The 16,722-nt window shown below is 73.5% G+C and carries 14 protein-coding genes; 2 read left to right on the top strand and 12 right to left on the bottom strand.

Annotation, left to right across the window (positions count from 1 at the left end; all coding sequences use genetic code 11):
- Positions 1 to 158 precede the first annotated feature (158 nt).
- The 9 genes from ACZ7L7_RS30980 to ACZ7L7_RS30940 form a co-directional block, all read right to left on the bottom strand.
- Complete coding sequence (locus tag ACZ7L7_RS30980; RefSeq protein WP_285514138.1) at positions 159 to 1,184, bottom strand: polyprenyl synthetase family protein; 1,026 nt, start codon at positions 1,182 to 1,184, stop codon at positions 159 to 161.
- Complete coding sequence (locus tag ACZ7L7_RS30975; protein ID WP_472077705.1) at positions 1,181 to 2,215, bottom strand: tetratricopeptide repeat protein; 1,035 nt, start codon at positions 2,213 to 2,215, stop codon at positions 1,181 to 1,183. The genes ACZ7L7_RS30980 and ACZ7L7_RS30975 overlap by 4 nt, the downstream gene beginning before the upstream one ends.
- Before the next feature lie 181 nt (positions 2,216 to 2,396).
- A complete protein-coding gene (locus ACZ7L7_RS30970; RefSeq protein WP_093720717.1) occupies positions 2,397 to 3,068 on the bottom strand; it encodes an AIM24 family protein in 672 nt (223 codons plus the stop codon).
- A 55-nt stretch (positions 3,069 to 3,123) separates the two neighbouring features.
- Complete coding sequence (locus ACZ7L7_RS30965) at positions 3,124 to 4,389, bottom strand: CAP domain-containing protein (RefSeq protein WP_472077704.1); 1,266 nt, start codon at positions 4,387 to 4,389, stop codon at positions 3,124 to 3,126.
- A 70-nt stretch (positions 4,390 to 4,459) separates the two neighbouring features.
- The gene (locus ACZ7L7_RS30960) at positions 4,460 to 5,656 is read right to left on the bottom strand and encodes a serine hydrolase domain-containing protein (RefSeq protein ID WP_285514135.1); all 1,197 of its coding nucleotides are present in this window, start codon (positions 5,654 to 5,656) and stop codon (positions 4,460 to 4,462) included.
- A gap of 137 nt (positions 5,657 to 5,793) precedes the next feature.
- Positions 5,794 to 8,727: a helix-turn-helix transcriptional regulator gene (locus tag ACZ7L7_RS30955; RefSeq protein WP_472077703.1), complete on the bottom strand. Its 2,934-nt coding sequence runs from the start codon at positions 8,725 to 8,727 to the stop codon at positions 5,794 to 5,796.
- Positions 8,728 to 8,765: 38 nt separating this feature from the next.
- Entirely contained in the window at positions 8,766 to 9,116 is a 351-nt protein-coding gene (locus ACZ7L7_RS30950; protein ID WP_261717452.1) for a UBP-type zinc finger domain-containing protein, read from the bottom strand.
- Entirely contained in the window at positions 9,113 to 10,555 is a 1,443-nt protein-coding gene (locus tag ACZ7L7_RS30945) for an ATP-binding protein (protein WP_285514184.1), read from the bottom strand. Before ACZ7L7_RS30945 ends, ACZ7L7_RS30950 begins: the two co-directional genes overlap by 4 nt.
- Before the next feature lie 34 nt (positions 10,556 to 10,589).
- Positions 10,590 to 12,266, bottom strand: coding sequence for an NAD(P)/FAD-dependent oxidoreductase (locus ACZ7L7_RS30940; protein ID WP_472077702.1), 1,677 nt, complete (start codon positions 12,264 to 12,266; stop codon positions 10,590 to 10,592).
- 238 nt (positions 12,267 to 12,504) lie between these two features.
- Here ACZ7L7_RS30940 and ACZ7L7_RS30935 point away from each other — a divergent pair, with 238 nt between their 5' ends.
- On the top strand, positions 12,505 to 13,242 hold the full coding sequence (locus ACZ7L7_RS30935) for an SDR family oxidoreductase (protein ID WP_472077701.1): 738 nt from the start codon (positions 12,505 to 12,507) through the stop codon (positions 13,240 to 13,242).
- Positions 13,243 to 13,284: 42 nt separating this feature from the next.
- On the opposite strand, the gene ACZ7L7_RS30930 is transcribed toward ACZ7L7_RS30935, so the two are convergent.
- Together ACZ7L7_RS30930 and ACZ7L7_RS30925 are read right to left on the bottom strand one after the other, a co-directional pair.
- Positions 13,285 to 14,166, bottom strand: coding sequence for a sigma-70 family RNA polymerase sigma factor (locus ACZ7L7_RS30930; RefSeq protein WP_472077700.1), 882 nt, complete (start codon positions 14,164 to 14,166; stop codon positions 13,285 to 13,287).
- Position 14,167: 1 nt separating this feature from the next.
- Positions 14,168 to 14,521 (bottom strand): VOC family protein, encoded by a 354-nt coding sequence (locus ACZ7L7_RS30925; RefSeq protein ID WP_472077699.1) that lies wholly within the window; start codon positions 14,519 to 14,521, stop codon positions 14,168 to 14,170.
- 60 nt (positions 14,522 to 14,581) lie between these two features.
- Here ACZ7L7_RS30925 and ACZ7L7_RS30920 point away from each other — a divergent pair, with 60 nt between their 5' ends.
- On the top strand, positions 14,582 to 15,457 hold the full coding sequence (locus tag ACZ7L7_RS30920) for a universal stress protein (protein WP_285514128.1): 876 nt from the start codon (positions 14,582 to 14,584) through the stop codon (positions 15,455 to 15,457).
- Positions 15,458 to 15,459: 2 nt separating this feature from the next.
- On the opposite strand, the gene ACZ7L7_RS30915 is transcribed toward ACZ7L7_RS30920, so the two are convergent.
- Positions 15,460 to 16,713: a DUF4032 domain-containing protein gene (locus ACZ7L7_RS30915; protein WP_285514127.1), complete on the bottom strand. Its 1,254-nt coding sequence runs from the start codon at positions 16,711 to 16,713 to the stop codon at positions 15,460 to 15,462.
- Between the last annotated feature and the right edge of the window lie 9 nt (positions 16,714 to 16,722).

The following is a 16,722-nucleotide window of genomic DNA, read 5'->3' as shown; positions in this document are numbered from 1 at the left end:
GGCGCCGTGCCTCGCGGGGCGGCCCGCCGCTCCGGTCGCCCTTTGCCTTCGCGGGGCGGACAGCCGCTCCGGCCGACCGGGTCCAGCCGTGCGGCCGGGTGTCCGGAGACGGGCGTGCCCGGGGCGGCGGGCGCCGACCGGCAGGTCGAAGGGGGAGCTCAGAGCTGCCTGCCCACCAGGAACTCCAGCAGCACCCCCAACTCCCTTTCCACGCCCGCCTCCAGGGGTACGGCGGCCAGTGCGGACCAGGCGGCGGCGATCCGGCGCCGCGCCTCGCCGAGGGCCGCCGACCGGCCGCCCGCCTCCTCGATCAGCGCCGCCGCTGCCTCCGGCCGCTCACCCGACTCCAGCAGCCCGGCCAGCCGCCCGGCGACCGGCGTGTCGAGGGCGACCAGCACCGGGTAGGTCTTCTTGCGGGCGCGCAGGTCGTTGTGCACGGGCTTGCCGGTGACGGCCGGGTCGCCCCACACGCCGAGCACGTCGTCGACGACCTGGAAGGCGATGCCCAGTTCGCGTCCGGCCCGGTCGAGCGCGGCGACCGTCGCGGGCGGGGCCCCGCCGAGCGCGGCGCCCAGGGCTGCGGCGCAGCCCAGCAGGGCGCCCGTTTTGTGCTCGGCCAGGGCCCGGTACTCCTCCGGCCGCACCCGGTCCTGGCCCAGCCAGGGCCGGTCCGCGAACCGCAGATCGTCGGCCTGGCCGCGCACCAGGTCCCTGAGCGCCGTGGACAGCAGCCGTAAACCGGCGGCGCCGGCCGGGGCCTCGGCGAGGCACTCCACGGCGAGCGCGAACAGGGCGTCGCCCGCGAGGACGGCCGGACCGGTGCCGTAGGCCCGCCACGCGGTCGGGCGGCCGCGGCGGGTCGCGTCGCCGTCCATGATGTCGTCGTGCAGCAGGGAGAAGGCGTGCACGAGTTCCACGGCGACGGCAGCCGTGGTACCGGCACGGGCGGGGCCGCCGACCGCCTCGGCGCCCAGCACGGCCAGCGCCTGCCGCACGCCCTTGCCGCCGGAGGCGGTGGCCGGGGCGCCGCCCACCTCGCACCAGCCGAAGGAATAGGCGGCCATCTCGCCGACCCAGGGATGCAGCCGTGCCACGGCCCGTTCCAGCTCCGGGCGGACCAGGTCCCGGCACCGGTGCAGTACTTGGGCGGCGGTCGGGGGCGCCGTCGAGGGGGCCGCGGTCACCGTACGGCCTCCGTGCCGAGCTCCTCCTGGGCGCGGGCCACCATCTCCCGGGCGTGCCGCAGGCCGATCCGCTCCAACGTGCCCGCCAGCTCGGCCAGTTCGGCGGCCGTCTCGGCGTGGTCGCGGCCCAGCCGGGCCCGGGACTTGGCGAGCCCGAGCCGGGACAGCGCCTCGCCGCGCGGCTCGCTCATGGCACGGAACTCGTCGAGCGCCTGCGCGTACATGTCCCGGGCCTCGGCGTAACGGCCCGCGCGGTACAGGACGTTGCCGCGCATCTTGTGGTTGTAGGCCAGCGCGCTGGACAGCTTCATTTTCCGGCAGGTCGTCTCCGCCTCCGTCAGCAGCTCCAGGGCGCGCTCGATGTCGCCGTCGCGCACCGAGACGATGTCGGCGAGTCCGCGCAGCGCCCAGGCGTGCCCGCGCCGGTCCTCGGCGCGCGCGGCGATCTCGGCGGCCTCCTCGAACAGCGCATACGCGGTGTCGTAGGAACCGGTGTTGCGGTGGATCTGCGCGATGCCCTCCAGCGCCCACACCGTGTGGCGGGCCTCGCCGCGCCGCCGCGCCTCGGCCAGCAACTGCTCGTGCAGCCGGGTCACGGCCGCGTAGTCGCCCTGGATCCGGCCGGTCTCGGCGAGCCCGGCCAGCGAGTAGCCGCGCACGACGACGTCGCCGCCGCGCTCACCGAGGTCGGCGGCGAGCTGGAGCAGCCGCCGGGCCAGCGCGAACGCGCCGCGCTGCCGGGCCAGGGTGCCGCCGCTCCATAGCGCCCACGCCATCGCCGCGGTGTCCCCGGCCGTGCGGGCGGCGCGGTAGCTCGCCTTCCACGCCCGGTCCGCCTCCCCGATCTGCCCGAGCCTGCGGTGCGCCTCGGCGACCGCGAGTCCGGAGCGCGCCGCCTCGCCGTGCCGCCCGGTCCGCTCGGCGGCCCGCAGTTCCTCGGTACCGGCCGCGAGGACGTCGGTCAGTGAGGAGTTCACGGAGAGGGTGGTCAGGGCGCCCTGGTACTCCGGGGCGAATGCCTTGCCGTACATGGATGCCTTTCGGTCCGTATGCACCCCATCTATACATTGCGTGTATACATGGCGTGTATAGAGCAACGGAAACCACCCCCGGCCCCAGAGGGCCAGGGGAGTGTCATCTGTTGTCGATCAAGACGCGGACCGGGCGTACGGGGTTGCCCGTGAGGCGCAGATCACCTCACGGGCCGTTCCGCTACTGGGTCTTGGGCGGTGTCACCTCGCTCGGCCGGACCACGACGAAGCCCTCGCCGCTGAGCATCAGCTGCACCGCCTCGCCGGAACCGCCGCGCAGCATCGAGCCGATGGACTGCGAGCGGTGCAGGGAGGTCCCCAGGCCCGCGCTCCAGCCGACCACCGCGTCGGTGTCGACGTAGACCGGGTACTGCGCGGACACCGGTATCACCAGCGGATTCCCGTCGCAGACCAGCCCGAGCCGCCCGTGCCCGGTGAACACGCTGTTGAACAGCCCGCCGCCGGTGATGCCCGCCCCCTTCACGGTGGATATCCGGTAGGACAGTGTGGCGTCGAAGCACAGCACGTTGCGGCCGTTGACCGTGAACTCGTCACCGGGGTCGAGCTCGACGATGAAACAGTTCTGCGCCTCGTGCGCGAACCACGCCTCACCCTGCCCGCGCACCGCCATCAGCGGCAGCCCCTCCCCGGTGACCGCGCGCTTGAGCATCCCGCCCACGCCCTGGCCCTTGCGCTCGAACTGGAGACTGCCCCGGTAGGCGACCATCGCCCCCTGCCGGGCCAGCATCTCGCCGCTCACCGCGTACCGGATGCACTTGGCGTTCTCGACCGTCATGCCCGGCGCCGTGGCGGGCTGGACCATGTGCTCGCTGGAAAACAGGTCACCCTTCATGCGGGCATCGTGTCGCGGACGAGGTCCCTCCGCCAAGATCGCGTCCCACGATCCTTCAGGCGCCGAAGAGTTGGGTCCAGTACATACCGGACGGGCCGCCGCCCGCGAAACCGATGCCGATGTGCGTGAAGCCCGGCTTGAGGATGTTGGCGCGGTGGCCGGGACTGTTCATCCAGCCTCGTACGACTTCGGCGGGGGAGCGCTGCCCGCAGGCTATGTTCTCGCCGATCGACCGGCGCCGGGCGCCCGCCGCGGCAGCCCGGTCCCAGGGCTGCGACCCCTCGGGCGAGGTGTGCGAGTAGAAGGACCGCGCCACCATGTCCGCGCTGTGCGCCTGGGCGGCGGCCGTGAGGGCGGAGTCGGTCCGGAGCGGGCGCAGACCGGCCCCGGCGCGCTCCCGGTTGGTGAGGTCGACGACCCGCGCGGCGGTCCGGGCCAGGTCCGCCGGGCTGAAAGGGCGGGCCCACAGCGCCGTCCAGTACACATCGCCGGAGCGGGCGGGCACATGGGCCAGTCCGGCGTGCGTGAACTGTGGGTCGTGCAGGGTGGCGCGCGCCTGGCCGGTGCTCAGGCAGTAGTCGACGAACTCGGCGGGGGAGCGCGGTCCGGACACCAGGTGCTCCCCGATGGTGAGGTACGCGAACCCGGCGGCCGTCACCCGCTGGTAGACGGAGACCCCGTCCCGGCCCTCCACGCCCAGGCGCCCCGCCGCTGCCATGGCGGCGGCGTGCTCCCGGGCGGCGGCGGTGAGCCGGGCGTCCAGCGTGACCGGGGGTGAACCGGCAGCCGTTCGGGCGGAGTTGACCAACCCGGCGACGCCGTCACGGTCGGCCGCGGGCGGCTCGTCCACGACATCCACCCCGAAGTCCCGGGCCAGTCCCGCCAGTCCGTCGGCGTACCCCTGGCCCAGCGCCCGCAGCTTCCAGCCGCCGCCGCGCCGGTACAGCTCGGCGAGCAGCAGCACAGTCTCCTGCCGGGGGCGCGGCGGGGTGAACCGGGCGAGGGTACGGCCGCCGGAGCCGGTGACCTGGAGCGTGGGGGCCGGCAGGGTGCCCAGGGCGGTGCCGGGCTCGGCCGGGCTGATCACGACCGTGACCCGGGTGGCGCCCGCGCGCAGCCGGGCCGGGTCGACGGTCAGGGTGTCGCCGTGCAGCCGGGCGCCCGGGACGGACGGCTGGTTGTAGAAGACGAAGTCGGCGTCCCCGCCCACCTTCCCGCCGTCGTCCGTGATCAGCGCGGACACATCGAAGGGGCCGGGCACCCGGACGGCCACGGCGCCGCCCGGGATGGGCACATTGCCCCCGGGGACCAACTCGCTCATCAGGCCGTCCAGGTGTCGTCGTACGTGGTGTTCGGACAACGCGGACGACCCCGCTCGGGTTCCCGGCAGGTCAGTGCGCGGCGGCCCCCGGATCGACGGCCTCGGCCCTCTCACCGACCGAACTGCCGCGCACCACCTTGGTCTTCTTGCCGCAGAACGCCGACTCCAGAGAGCCGAGCATGGTGGTGTGCACGGCGCCGTTGTTGGAGGTGTTGACGAAGGCCGCCAGGCTCCGCTTGCCGTCCTTGGAGGCGAACGCGTAGGTGTAGTAGCCCTGGACGGCCCCGGTGTGCCCGTACACCGAGACCCCGCAGGACAGATCCCGGCGCCGCAGCCCCAGCCCGTACGCCTGGCCGGTGCCCGCCGGCACCCACTTGCGCATCTGCGCCAGCTGCGTGCCCGACATCAGCCTGCCCTCCATCAGGGCGGTCAGGAAGACGTTCAGGTCCCGGGTGCTGGAGATCAGCGCGCCCGCGCTCTGCGCCCAGGACGCCGTCTGCTCGGTGGCGTCGACCAGCGCCGCGCCGGAAGCGTCCGGGGTGAGGTAGCCGCGCGCGTACCGTCCCGGGATCTTCTTGCCGGGGTGGACGTAGAAGGTGTCCTTGAGCCCCAGAGGCACGACGATCCGCTGCTGGTACTCGGTGCCCACCGGGTTGCCGGTCAGCTTCTCGATGAGCATTCCGGCGACGACGAAGTTGGTGTTGGAGTACGAGTAGGGCCCGCCCGGCGCGGTGGTGCGCGGCTTGCTCAGGGAGCGGTCCACGAGCTGGCGGTAGGTGAACACCTTGGAGCGGACCGCCTCGAAGCCGGGAACCGTCCGGGCGAACATGTCGTTGGTGTAGTCGTACAGGCCGCTGCGGTGGCTGAGGACGTGGCGCACGGTGATGCGGTCGTCCGGCAGCAGCCCGGGCAGATAGCGGTTGACCGGGGTGTCGAGCTTCAGCTTCTGCTCGTCGACCAGTTGCAGCAGGACGACCGCGGAGAAGATCTTGGTCACGCTGCCGATGCGGAAGCGGTCGGTGGCGGCCAGCGACCGCTCGGTGCCGCGGTCGGCGATACCCGCGGACGTGGTGACGACCGTGCCCTCGTCGTCGATCCGCGCCACCGCGCCCGGCGCGCCCTGCTTCATCGCGGTGCGCAGCACATCCCGCAGGGACGCCAGGTCCGGGTCGGGTGCCTGGGGTGCCGCGTGCGCCGGGGCCGCCATGAGGGAGAGCAGGACCGCCGTCCCGAGCGCCGTGACCCTGCCCGCCGATACCGAGTTCATCCGGTTCCTCTCTCCTCGCTGACACACCGTCACGGCGACGCACAGTAGTGCCGCCAGGAGAAAGAGGGATGGTCATTCGGGGCAGGGGCGGGCAGGGATCGCCCGCATGGGGGACGGGCCGCCCGGTGGGGGTGGGGTCAGCCGGAGGTGGTGTGCTCCGGCTTGATCAGCCCTTCGCGGTAGGCGATGGCCACCGCCTCGCCGCGGCTCGCGGCACCCAGCTTGGCGAGGATGTTGGAGACATGGACGCTCGCGGTCTTGCCGCTGATGAACAGGGCCTCGCCGATCTGCCGGTTGGTGCGGCCCTGGGCGAGCAGCCGCAGGACGTCCTGCTCGCGGGCGGTCAGCGGGGAGGTGGTGTCGGAGGGCGTGTCGGCCAGGCGACCGCGCCGGATCAGGTGCTCCACGCGTTCCAGCAGCGGCGCCGCGCCGAGCCGTTCGGCGGTCTCCCGGGCCGCCCGCGCCTCCGCCGCGGCTTCCTCGCGCCGGTCGGCGGTGAGCAGCGCCTCGGCGAGACGGAACCGGCAGCGCGCCAGTTCGTAGGTGTCGCCGTAGTCGAAGGCCGCCACGGCCCTGGCCCAGGCGTCCACGTCCGGGCCCGACGTCGCCCGCAGCCGTTCGGCCTCGGCGCGGGCCAGCCATGCCATCCCCTCCGGGCCCTGCGGTGTCCGCTCCTGGCCGCGTCCCGCCGACTCCCGTGCCGCTTCGACGAGTTGTGTCGCGGTGTCCGCCCAGCGCCGTGCCCCGTCCTCGTCCCCGGCCGAGCGCAGGTCGGCTGCCCGGTCGGCCACGGCGGACAGCGCCAGCGCGGCCAGGCGGACCGTCACATCGGGAAGGGCGCCCGTCTCGTCGGCCAGAGCGGTCACCGTGGCCCGCATCCGCTCCACCGCCGCCTCCGGGTCGCCCGTCAGCGCGGCGGCGTCGGTCCGCACGATGCCCGCGACCAGCGTGCCCATCCAGTCGAACGGCCCCTCCAGCAGCGCCCCCGCCTCGTCGGCGGCGGACAGGTCACCGCGCGCCAGCGACACGTACCAGGCGGGCCCCGAGGTGAACCGGCCCAGGGCGGGCACCAGGTTCGCGTCGGCCGCCGAGGCGCGCAGGCACTCGTCCCAGCGGCCCAGCGTGTACAGCACCAGCAGCCGCAGATAGCGCATCTCCAGCGGATACGCCGAGGACAGCAGCCCGGCCCGCCCGGCCCGCTCCAGGCCCTCGCCCAGCCACGGCAGGGACTCCTCCAGCTCGCCCGCCTCGAAGGCGCCCACGGCGAGGCTGAACAGGGCGCGCATCTCCACCGGCGCGTTGCCCGAGGCGCGGGCCAGCTCCCGCGCCTGCCGCAGCCGGGCCCGGCCCTCAAGGCTGCGCCGTCCGGTGCCCTCCAGCACCGCCACCGAGATCAGCAGATCGGCCGCGGCGTCGGTCACCCCCAGCCGCTCGGCGACCGCCAGCGCCTCTCGGGCCAGCTCCAACGCCGTCTCCTTCTCCCCGACCTGCCGTGCCACCAGCACATGGGTGGCCGCCGCCCACACCCAGGTCGCCGTGGGCGGCTCGGCGGGGATCAGGGCGAGCGCCTCGCTGCTGTGCGCGTAGGCGGCGCTCAGGTTGTCGACGGTGAGGAGGTTGCCCGCGAGGGTGTAGCGGACCCGGGCGGCCAGCTCCGAGTCCGCCTCCTGGTCGAGGCCCGCGAGCGCGGACCGGGTCAGGGCGACCGCGCGGTGCGCGGCCCCGGCGTGCGCCGCCGCCGAGGAGGCGCGCAGGGTGAGCGCCACCCGGTCCACGCCCTCGCCCGAGGGGCGCGCGGACGGATCCACCGACGGCCACAGGTCCCGGGCGGTCTCCAGGTGCCGCAGCTCCTCGGCGGGGGCGCCGACGCGGGCGGCGTGGTCGGCGGCCTCCAGGGACGCGGCGAGCGCCTCCACCGGGTCGTGGCTCTCGCGGTAGTGGTGGGCGCGCTCGGCGGCGGTCTCGGCGCGCCGGGGCCGGGCGGCGAGCAGCCGGGCGAACGCGCCGTGCAGCCGGGACCGTTCGCCGGGCAGCAGATCGGCGTAGACCGCCTCACGGGCCAGGGCGTGCCGGAAAGCGTAGGTGTCGCCGTCGCCGGGGACCAGCAGCTGGCGGCCCACCGCCTCGCGCAGCGCCGACTCCAGTTCGTCCTCGGGGATGCCGACGGTCTCCCGCAGCAGGTCGTGCTCGACCCGGCGTCCGGCGACCGCGGCGGTGCGCAGCACCTGCTGGGCGGTGTCGGACAGTTGCTCGAAGCGGATCAGCAGGACATCGGCGAGCCCGCTGGGCACCCCGCCGGCCTCGGTGTCGGTGGCGGCGAGGAGTTCCTCGGCGTAGAAGGCGTTGCCCTCGGCGCGCTCCACGATCCGGCGGACCGTGGTGTCCGGCAGCGGCTGTTCCTCCAGGGCCCGTACGAGTTGCGCGACCTCGGCGTCCGCGAGGGGCCGCAGTTCCATGCGCTCCACGGAGGGCAGCCGGACCAGTTCCGCGAGCAGGGGGCGCAGGGGGTGGCGGCGGTGCAGGTCGTCGGCGCGGTAGGAGGCCAGGACCGCGACCCCGCCGGACGGCCGGTGCAGCACGCCCCGGCTGAGCAGGAACCGCAGGAGGTCCCGGGAGGACTGGTCGGCCCAGTGCAGGTCCTCCAGCACGAGCAGCAGCGGGGCCACGTCCGCGAGGTCCGTCAGCAGCGCGGCCATGCCCTCGAAGAGCCGCAGCCGGGAGTCGCGGGCGGTGTCCGCCGCGCCGCCCAGCATCCGCTCGACCACCGGGTGCGCCGCCAGCACCGGCGCGAACCGCGGGTCCCCGGCCAGTACCCCGAGCACCTCGGTGAACGGCAGATACGGCAGACCCACATCGCCCAGGTCGACACAGTGCCCGGTGAGCACGGTCATCCCGTCGCGCGCGGCCCGCGCGGCGACCTCGTCCAGCAGACGGGTCTTGCCGACCCCGGCGTCCCCCGCGATCAGTACGGCCCGTGCCTCACCGGCCCTCGCCCGCTCCAACACACCCAGGAGCCGGTCGAGTTCCTGCGTACGGCCGATGAGCGGGGCGGAGGTCACGTTCTGTGTCACTGGCCAATCCTGCCAGACGCGCCGGAGCGGTCACGGAGTCAGGCGCCCCGCAGCACCTGCGCCCAGTTGCCGGGCACCCGGCCCGCGGGCCCCGGTGCGGGCTGGTCGGCCGGATGGCTGGCCGGGGGCGCCAGTTCCGGGCCCGATTCGTACAGGTCGGAGGCGCCGTAGTCCCAGAACCAGCCCTCGCCGGGCTCGAAGCTCTGCACGATCGGATGCCCGGTGGCCCGGAAGTGCGCGGTGGCGTGCTTGCCGGGCGAGGAGTCGCAGCAGCCGATGTGCCCGCACTGGGCGCACCGCCGCAGATGGAACCACCAGCCCCCGACCTCGTCGCACTCCGCGCAGCCGGTGCCGCTCGGCGGGACGCTCGGATCGATGCCGTCGGTCATGGGCTCTCCTCGGGGTTCTCGTGGTCCGCGGCGGTGAGCGGGAGCAGCACCTGGAAACGGGTGTCGCCCGGCTCGGACTCGACCTGGAGTGTGCCGTGGTGCTTGTTGACCACGATCCGCCAGGAGATGTCCAGACCGAGCCCGGTGCCCTCGCCCACCGGCTTGGTGGTGAAGAACGGATCGAAGATCCGGCCGCGGATCTCCGGCGGGATGCCGGTGCCCGTGTCCCGGAACTCCACCAGCAGCCGGTCGTGGTCGGTCGCCGTCCGGACGGTCAACGTCCCTTCCCCGCCCGCGCTGTTGATGGCGGCGACCGCGTTGTCGACGAGGTTCGTCCACACCTGGTTGAGCTCCGCCGGGTAGGCGGGGATCTCCGGGAGCGTACGGTCGTAGTCCTTGACGACCTTGATCCGCGGGCCGATCTTCCCGGCGAGCATCATCAGGGTGCTGTCGAGGAGTTCGTGGACGTCGACGGTGCGGAAGGGGGCGCGGTCGAGCTGGGAGTACTGCTTGGCCGCGTCGACCAGGTGCGAGACCCGGGTGGTGGAGTCCTCGATCTCGCTCATCAACAGCTCGGTCTCGACCGTGTAGTTGAGCCAGCCGACGGCGCCCGGCAGGACCTCCTCGGGCACGGCCGCCGCGACCTGCTCCAGCCAGTCGATGTCGAGCCCGGCCTGTACGAAGGTCGGGGCGAGCCGCCAGCCGTCGGGGATGCCGTGGTCGTCCAGCCAGTCGGTGAGCGTGTCCTCCCGGTCGGACGCCTCCAGCGGGCTGAGCGCGGGCGCCTTGCCGACCAGTTCGGCGGTGCGTTCCTGGATCTCGATCAGCCCGGCCAGCTGCTCCCGCGGATACGGGCCGGAGGCGATCATCGCCAGCTTGTGCCGCATCTTCGCCACCCGCTCCCGCAGGGTGGCGGTCGCCCGGACGGCCGCGGCGGCGGGGTTGTTGAGCTCGTGGGTGAGCCCGGCGGACAGTGAGCCGAGCGCCAGCAGCCGTTCCCGCTGCCCGATCACCTGCTGGGTGTTCTTCGCGCCGAAGAACAGTCCCTCCAGCAGATGCACGGCCATCGGGAACCACTCCTGCATGACGGCCGCGAAGGTGTCCGCGGGCAGCACGAAGAACCGGGTCGGTTCCGTCACCCGCATGGAGTTGTTGTAGACCTGGCGCGCCCGGTCGCCGAGGTAGGCCTGCATCGCCCCCGAGTACACCCCGCGCTGGGAGCTGCGGATCACCTCGACGTCGTCCCCGCCGACCCGGCGGGAGAGCACGACGGTGCCCTCGATCATGACGTAGAAGCAGGTCGCCGGATCCCCCTCGGTGTAGACCGGGCCCGGCTCGAACCGCTCCACCCGTCCCTCCGCGCACAGTCGGCCGAGCTGCTCCGGGGCGAGCTTCTCGAACAGGAACAGCGAGCTGATCTCCGCCGGGCTGCACGGCATGGGCATTCCGCTCACGACTGCTCCTGACGTCGGTTCACGACTGCTCCAGATAGCGGTGGACGAGCATCACGGCCATCGCCCCCTCGCCCACGGCGGAGGCGACGCGCTTGGCGGACTCGGCGCGCGCGTCACCGGCCACGAACACCCCGGGCACATTGGTCTCCAGGTGGTACGGCGGCCGGTCCAGCTCCCAGCCCGCGGGGGGCCGTCCGTCGGGGGTGAGGTCGGGCCCGGCGAGGATGAAGCCGTTCGCGTCGCGCAGCACGGTGCCGTCCAGCCAGTCGGTCAGCGGGGCGGCGCCGATGAACACGAACAGCCACTGGGCGTCGACGAGTTCGCTCGCGCCGGTGTCCACGTCGCGCAGGGTGAGCCGCTGGAGGTGACCGTCGCCGTGGGCGGAGTCCACGACCGTGCGCGGGCGGACGGAGATGTTGGGTGCCTCGTTGATCTGCTGGATCAGGTAGTGCGACATCGACGCCGACAGATCGGCCCCGCGCACCAGCAGCGTCACCGACTTGGCGCCCTTGGACAGGTACATCGCCGCCTGCCCCGCGGAGTTGGCGCCGCCGACGATGTACACGTCGTGCCCCTGGCAGGAGGGCGCCTCGGTGAGCGCGGAGCCGTAGAAGACGCCGCAGCTGGTCAGTTCGGCGCAGCCCGGCGCCTGGAGCCGGCGGTAGGACACCCCGGTCGCCAGGATCACGCTGTGCGCGGCGATGGCCGAGCCGTCGGAGAAGCGGACGATCCGCGCGGCGCCGCTCACCTCCAGCGCCGTGACCTCGCGCGCGGTGAGGACCTCGGCGCCGAACTTGGCGGCCTGGCGGCGGGCCCGGTCGGTGAGCTGGGCGCCGGAGACCCCGTCGGGGAAACCCAGGTAGTTCTCGATACGGGAGCTCTGCCCGGCCTGCCCACCGGTGGCGGACCGCTCCACCAGCACCGTCCGCAGCCCCTCGGACGCCCCGTACACGGCGGCCCCGAGCCCGGCCGGACCACCGCCGATCACCACCAGGTCGTAGAAGTCGGCGGCCGGCGTGGTCGCCAGGCCCACATGCGCGGCCAGCTCCGGCACGTCCGGTTCCACCAGCGCGGTCCCCTCCGGCGTCACCACCAGCGGCAGCCGCCGCCCGTCCGCGCCGGCGGCGGCCAGCAGCCGCTGTCCCTCCGGCTCGTCGGAGGAGTACCAGCGGTAGGGGACCTGGTTGCGGGCGAGGAACTCCCGTACGTCCGAGGACCGGGCCGACCAGCGGTGCCCGACGACCTTGGTGGCGGGCACCGGCCGGTGGTCGCTGCACCGCCAGGCCTCCAGCAGATCGTCCAGGACCGGGTAGAGCTTCTCCTCCGGCGGGTCCCACGGCTTGAGCAGATAGTGGTCGACATCGACGACGTTGATCGCGTCGATGGCCGCCCCGGTGTCGGCGTACGCGGTGAGCAGGACCCGGCGGGCGCCCGGATGGATGTCCATGGCCTGTTCCAGGAACTCGATGCCGTTCATCTGCGGCATCCGGTAGTCGGCCAGGATCACGGCGACGAGTTCGCCGCGCAGCTTCAGCTCCCGCAGCGCGTCCAGGGCGGACTCGCCGGACTCCGCGCGCACGATCCGGTACTGCTCGCCGTAGCGTCTGCGCAGGTCACGGGCGACGGCGCGGGAGACCCCCGGATCGTCGTCCACGGTCAGGATGACGGTCCGCGCCGAATCGGCGGCCTGTGCCATGCGTCTCCCACCCCGAGTGGTCGCGTGTCCCGGCCCGGCGACGCCCCGCCGCCGTGCCGACAGTCGCCATCGTATGTTCGATCGAGTCGCTTCGCTCAGAGATGGCGGACGCCGCTTCCGGGCCCCCTGTCACAGATCCGGCCGCTGCCCTGTCCTTCTGGTGTGCGCGCCCGCGCACCGGGCTCCGGCGCAGGTCGCCGGGGCCGCGAGAGAGCGGAACGGCTTACGGAGACAGATGATGAAGATCGTCGTGATCGGCGGTACCGGGCTCATCGGCTCGCAGGTGATCGAGCTGCTGACGGCCAACGGCCACGAGGCGGTGCCCGCCGCCCCGTCCACGGGCGTGGACACCCTCACCGGAGAGGGGCTGGACCAGGTGCTCAAGGGCGCCGAGGTGGTGGTGGACGTGTCGAACTCGCCGTCCTTCGAGGCGGACGCGGCGCTGGACTTCTTCACCCGCTCGGCGCGGAACCTGTTCGCCGCCGAGCAGGAGGCCGGGGTACGCCACCACGTGGGGCTGTCCATCGTCGGCGTGGACCAGGTGCCGGACTACGGCTACTACCTGGCCAAGGTCGCCCAGGAGGACGCGGTGCGCGCCAGCGGGGTGCCGTACAGCCTGGTGCGGGCCACCCAGTTCTTCGAGTTCGTCGGCCCCGTGATGGACATGTCCACGCAGGGCACCGAGGTGCGCCTGCCGTCCCTGCGGCTGCGTCCCATCGCCTCCGCCGAGGTGGCGGCCGCCGTCGCCGAGGCGGCCCAGGGCGAGCCGACGAACGGCATCCGCAATATCGCGGGACCCGAGATCCACGGCCTCGACCGGCTCGGCGAGCTCACCCTGGCGGCCCGGCCGGACGGCCGCACGGTCGTCACGGACGAGACCGCGAGCCTCTTCGCCGGCATGCCCGACGTGCTCACCGGCGACGGCACGGTGGACGTGGCGGCCGTCCGCTACGAGGACTGGCTCCAGCAGCACTGACGTGAGGGAGGGGGCGCCGCCTGTGCGGTGCCCCCCTTTCGCCTATGCCCGAGGCCGGGAGCGGTCGTAGGCCCGCAGCTTCTCGGGCGCGATGACCCAGTACATGGCGTCGATGCCGTCCGGCCCCGTCGCTATGTCGACCAGGGCGACGGTCTTCCCGCCGTCGCTGAGCCGCAGACACGGCCGCCCGTTGGCCTCGGCCACCGAGTACTCCGCGTCGGGGAAGAACTTGTGCGCGAAGACGGTGACCCGGGCCGAGCGCTCGGCGCCCACGACCTCCACCTGCGCCACCCCGCGCAGCCCGTTGCCGTCCGCGTACGTGACCACATCGGCCGACAGCACACTCTCCAGCGCCGCCACGTCCCCGTCCCGCGCCGCGGCGACGAACGCGTCCAGCAGCCGCCGGTGCTGCGCGGTGTCGACCGGTTCCCGGCGCCCGTCGGACAGCCGCTTGCGGGCCCGGCTGACGATCTGCCGCACGTTGGCCTGACTCAGCTCCAGGAACTGGGCGATCTCCCCGTACCCGTAGTCGAAGGCCTCCCGCAGCACGTACGCCGCCCGCTCCACCGGATTCAGCTTCTCCATGACCAGCAGCACGGCCAGCTCCAGCGCCTCCCCGCGCTCCGCGCCGAGCTGCGGGTCCACGCCGGTGTCCACCGGCTCCGGCAGCCAGGGCCCCACGTACGCCTCCCGGCGCACCCGCGCCGACTGCGCCACATTGATGGCGAGCCTCGTGGTGGCCTTCGCCAGGAACGCCCCCGGGTCCAGGACCGCCTCCCGGTCGGCCCGCTGCCAGCGCAGCCACACCTCCTGCACCACGTCCTCGGCCTCCACCACTGAGCCCAGCACGCGGTAGGCGATGCCGAACAGCCGTGGCCGCAACCGCTGGAACGCGTCGGCCGCCGAGGTCAGCGAGTCGTCCATGTCAGCGGCGCCGCGAGGACAGCACGCAGAACTCGTTGCCCTCCGGGTCCATGAGCACCGTCCAGGACTGCTCGCCCTGGCCGACGTCCGCGCGGCGGGCACCGAGGGCCAGCAGCCGTTCGACCTCCGCCCCCTGGTCGTCGGGGCGGAGGTCGAGGTGGAGGCGGTTCTTGACGGTCTTGGCCTCCGGGACCGGGGCGAACAGCAGGCCCGGCAGCCGGTCCGGAGCGGGGCGGATCTCGAACTCTTCGGGGGAGTCGTTCACCACCACCCAGCCCAGGGCCTCGGCCCACCAGCTCCCCAGGGCCACCGGATCGGCCGCGTCGACGTTGAGTTGCTCCCACTCCAAGGTCATGAAGCCAGCGTAGTGAAGACTGGGGACCCGAACAGGAACGCGACCCAGGGAGGCAGCCGCATGACGCGCCCGATCACGGCAGGATTCGACGGAACCGAGGAGAGCCTCGCCGCACTGGGGTGGGCGGCCCGCGAAGCCGTACGGCGCGGGCGGGCGCTGCGCCTGGTGCACGCCTGGCGGTTCCAGCCGTTGGAGGCCGTCGAGGGCGCCGGCCCGGACGCCCAGGCCCAGTGGGCGGGCGAGGCGGTCCAGCAGGTCGCACGCGACCTCGCCGCCAAGCACCCCGGGCTCGATGTGACGGCCGACGCGCTGGAGGGCGGGCCCGTCGACACGCTGGTGGCCGCCGCCGTGGACGCCGAGATGCTGGTGCTGGGCTCGCGCGGACACGGCGCCGTCATGGGCTTCCTGCTCGGCTCCGTCGGACAGCAGGTGATCGTGGAGGCCGAGCGGCCGGTCGTGCTGGTGCGCGCCGGGGACCAGCCCGCCAACGAGGTCGCCGGGCACGAGATCGTCGTCGGCCAGCACGGCGAGCCCGAGGACAGCGCGGCCGCGCTGCGGTTCGCCTTCGAGACGGCCGCCGCGCGCGGCGCCACCGTGCGCGCGGTGCGCGCCTGGACCCTGCCCCCGCTGTTCTCCTACAGCCCGGCCTCCCTCAAGCTCCTCGACGACGCGGGCGGCCTTGAGCCGTACGAGAAGAAGGCGCTGGCCTCGGCGCTCGAACCGTGGCGGGAGCGGTTCCCGGACGTGCACGTCGTGGAGCACGTGGAGATGGGCAGCGCCGGACAGGTGCTGCTGTCGGTGGCCGCACGCGCCCAGCTGATGGTGGTCGGGCGGCGTGCCCGGCGTACCGCCGTCGGGGCGCGCATCGGCTCGGTCGCGCACGGCGTGCTGCACCACGCGGGCTGCCCGGTGGCCGTGGTACCGCCCGCCTCCTGACCTCAGCCGGCCTCCGCCTCCGTCTCCGGCTCGGTGGGCTGGAGCGTCTCGCGGGCCTTGGGCAGCACGTTCTCGATGTAGTCGGCGACGGCCGTGTCGAGCCCGATGTCGTGCTGCGCCCGCTCCGACAGGTACCAGCGGTGCTCCAGCAGTTCGTGGTAGATCTCCGCCGGGTCCATCGAGCCGCGCGCGTGGAGCGGGACCGCCCGGACCGTGGGCCGGAACACGTCCCGCACCCAGCGGTGGGCGAGGACCTCGGGGCGGGCGGCGAGCGGGTCGCCCGGGGCGTAGTCGTCCTGGGTGGCCATCCAGCTCTCCAGGTCGTTCAGCAGCCGCCGGGCCTGGTTCTCCTCGGTGTCCAGGCCCGTCAGGCGCAGCAGTTGGCGCTGGTGGTGGCCGGCGTCGACGACCTTGGGCACGAAGGTGACGGTGTCGCCGTTGGGGGAGTGCTCGATCTGCATCTCGGCGACGTCGAAACCGAGGTCGTTCAGGCGGCGGATGCGGCGTTCTATGTAGTGGTACTTCCCGGCCGGGTAGACCGAGGTGCGGGTCAGCTCCTGCCACAGGCCCTGGTAGCGGGCGCAGATCTCGGTGCCGAACTCGATGGGGTCGACGGAGGGGTGCAGCGCGCCGGACGCCTCCAGGTCCAGCAGCTCGCCGCTGATGTTGACGCGCGCCAGGTCGAGGTCGTAGTCGCGCTGGCCGTTGCTGAGCTGCGGGTGCAGGTCGCCGGTCTCGGCGTCGACCAGGTAGGCGGCGTAGGCGCCCGCGTCGCGCCGGAAGAGGGTGTTGGACAGCGAGCAGTCGCCCCAGGCGAACCCGGCCAGGTGCAGCCGCACCAGCAGCACCGCCAGGGCGTCCATCAGCCGGTGCATGGTCGCCGGGCGCATCGTCGTCTCGAACATCGATCGGTACGGCATGGACCCGCCCAGGTGCCGGGTGATCAGCACCGGCTCCAGGGGCGTGTCGTGGTCGTCCAGGCGGCCGGTGACCACGGCGAGCGGGTCCACCGCGGGGATGCCGATCCGGTCCAGGTCGCGCAGGAGTTCGTACTCGCGCAGCGCGGGGCGCTCGGCGAGTTCCTTCACGGCGATGACCTCGTCGCCCGCGCGGGCGTAGCGGACCACGTGCCGGGAGATACCGCGCGGCAGCGGTACGAGGTATTCCTCCGGCCACTCCTCCAGCGGCAGATGCCAGGGCAGTTCCAGCAGGAGCGCGGGGTGCTCCGGGTTGGTCGCGCTGATCTGGAGGGCCATGGCCGGGGT

The sequence above is a fragment of the Streptomyces sp. NPDC110618 genome (assembly GCF_055657065.1).
The sequence above is the reverse complement of the archived record's forward strand: the minus strand, read 5'-3'. Positions and strand labels throughout refer to the sequence as shown.

Coding starts and splice junctions, on each gene's coding strand:
- ACZ7L7_RS30925 (WP_472077699.1), bottom strand. CDS start 14,521: ATGACCTTGGAGTGGGAGCAACTCAACGTCGACGCGGCCGATCCGGTG.
- ACZ7L7_RS30965 (WP_472077704.1), bottom strand. CDS start 4,389: ATGAGCGAGTTGGTCCCCGGGGGCAATGTGCCCATCCCGGGCGGCGCC.
- ACZ7L7_RS30950 (WP_261717452.1), bottom strand. CDS start 9,116: ATGACCGACGGCATCGATCCGAGCGTCCCGCCGAGCGGCACCGGCTGC.
- ACZ7L7_RS30970 (WP_093720717.1), bottom strand. CDS start 3,068: ATGAAGGGTGACCTGTTTTCCAGCGAGCACATGGTCCAGCCCGCCACG.
- ACZ7L7_RS30945 (WP_285514184.1), bottom strand. CDS start 10,555: ATGCCGTGCAGCCCGGCGGAGATCAGCTCGCTGTTCCTGTTCGAGAAG.
- ACZ7L7_RS30915 (WP_285514127.1), bottom strand. CDS start 16,713: ATGGCCCTCCAGATCAGCGCGACCAACCCGGAGCACCCCGCGCTCCTG.
- ACZ7L7_RS30960 (WP_285514135.1), bottom strand. CDS start 5,656: ATGAACTCGGTATCGGCGGGCAGGGTCACGGCGCTCGGGACGGCGGTC.
- ACZ7L7_RS30975 (WP_472077705.1), bottom strand. CDS start 2,215: ATGTACGGCAAGGCATTCGCCCCGGAGTACCAGGGCGCCCTGACCACC.
- ACZ7L7_RS30935 (WP_472077701.1), top strand. CDS start 12,505: ATGAAGATCGTCGTGATCGGCGGTACCGGGCTCATCGGCTCGCAGGTG.
- ACZ7L7_RS30930 (WP_472077700.1), bottom strand. CDS start 14,166: ATGGACGACTCGCTGACCTCGGCGGCCGACGCGTTCCAGCGGTTGCGG.
- ACZ7L7_RS30920 (WP_285514128.1), top strand. CDS start 14,582: ATGACGCGCCCGATCACGGCAGGATTCGACGGAACCGAGGAGAGCCTC.
- ACZ7L7_RS30940 (WP_472077702.1), bottom strand. CDS start 12,266: ATGGCACAGGCCGCCGATTCGGCGCGGACCGTCATCCTGACCGTGGAC.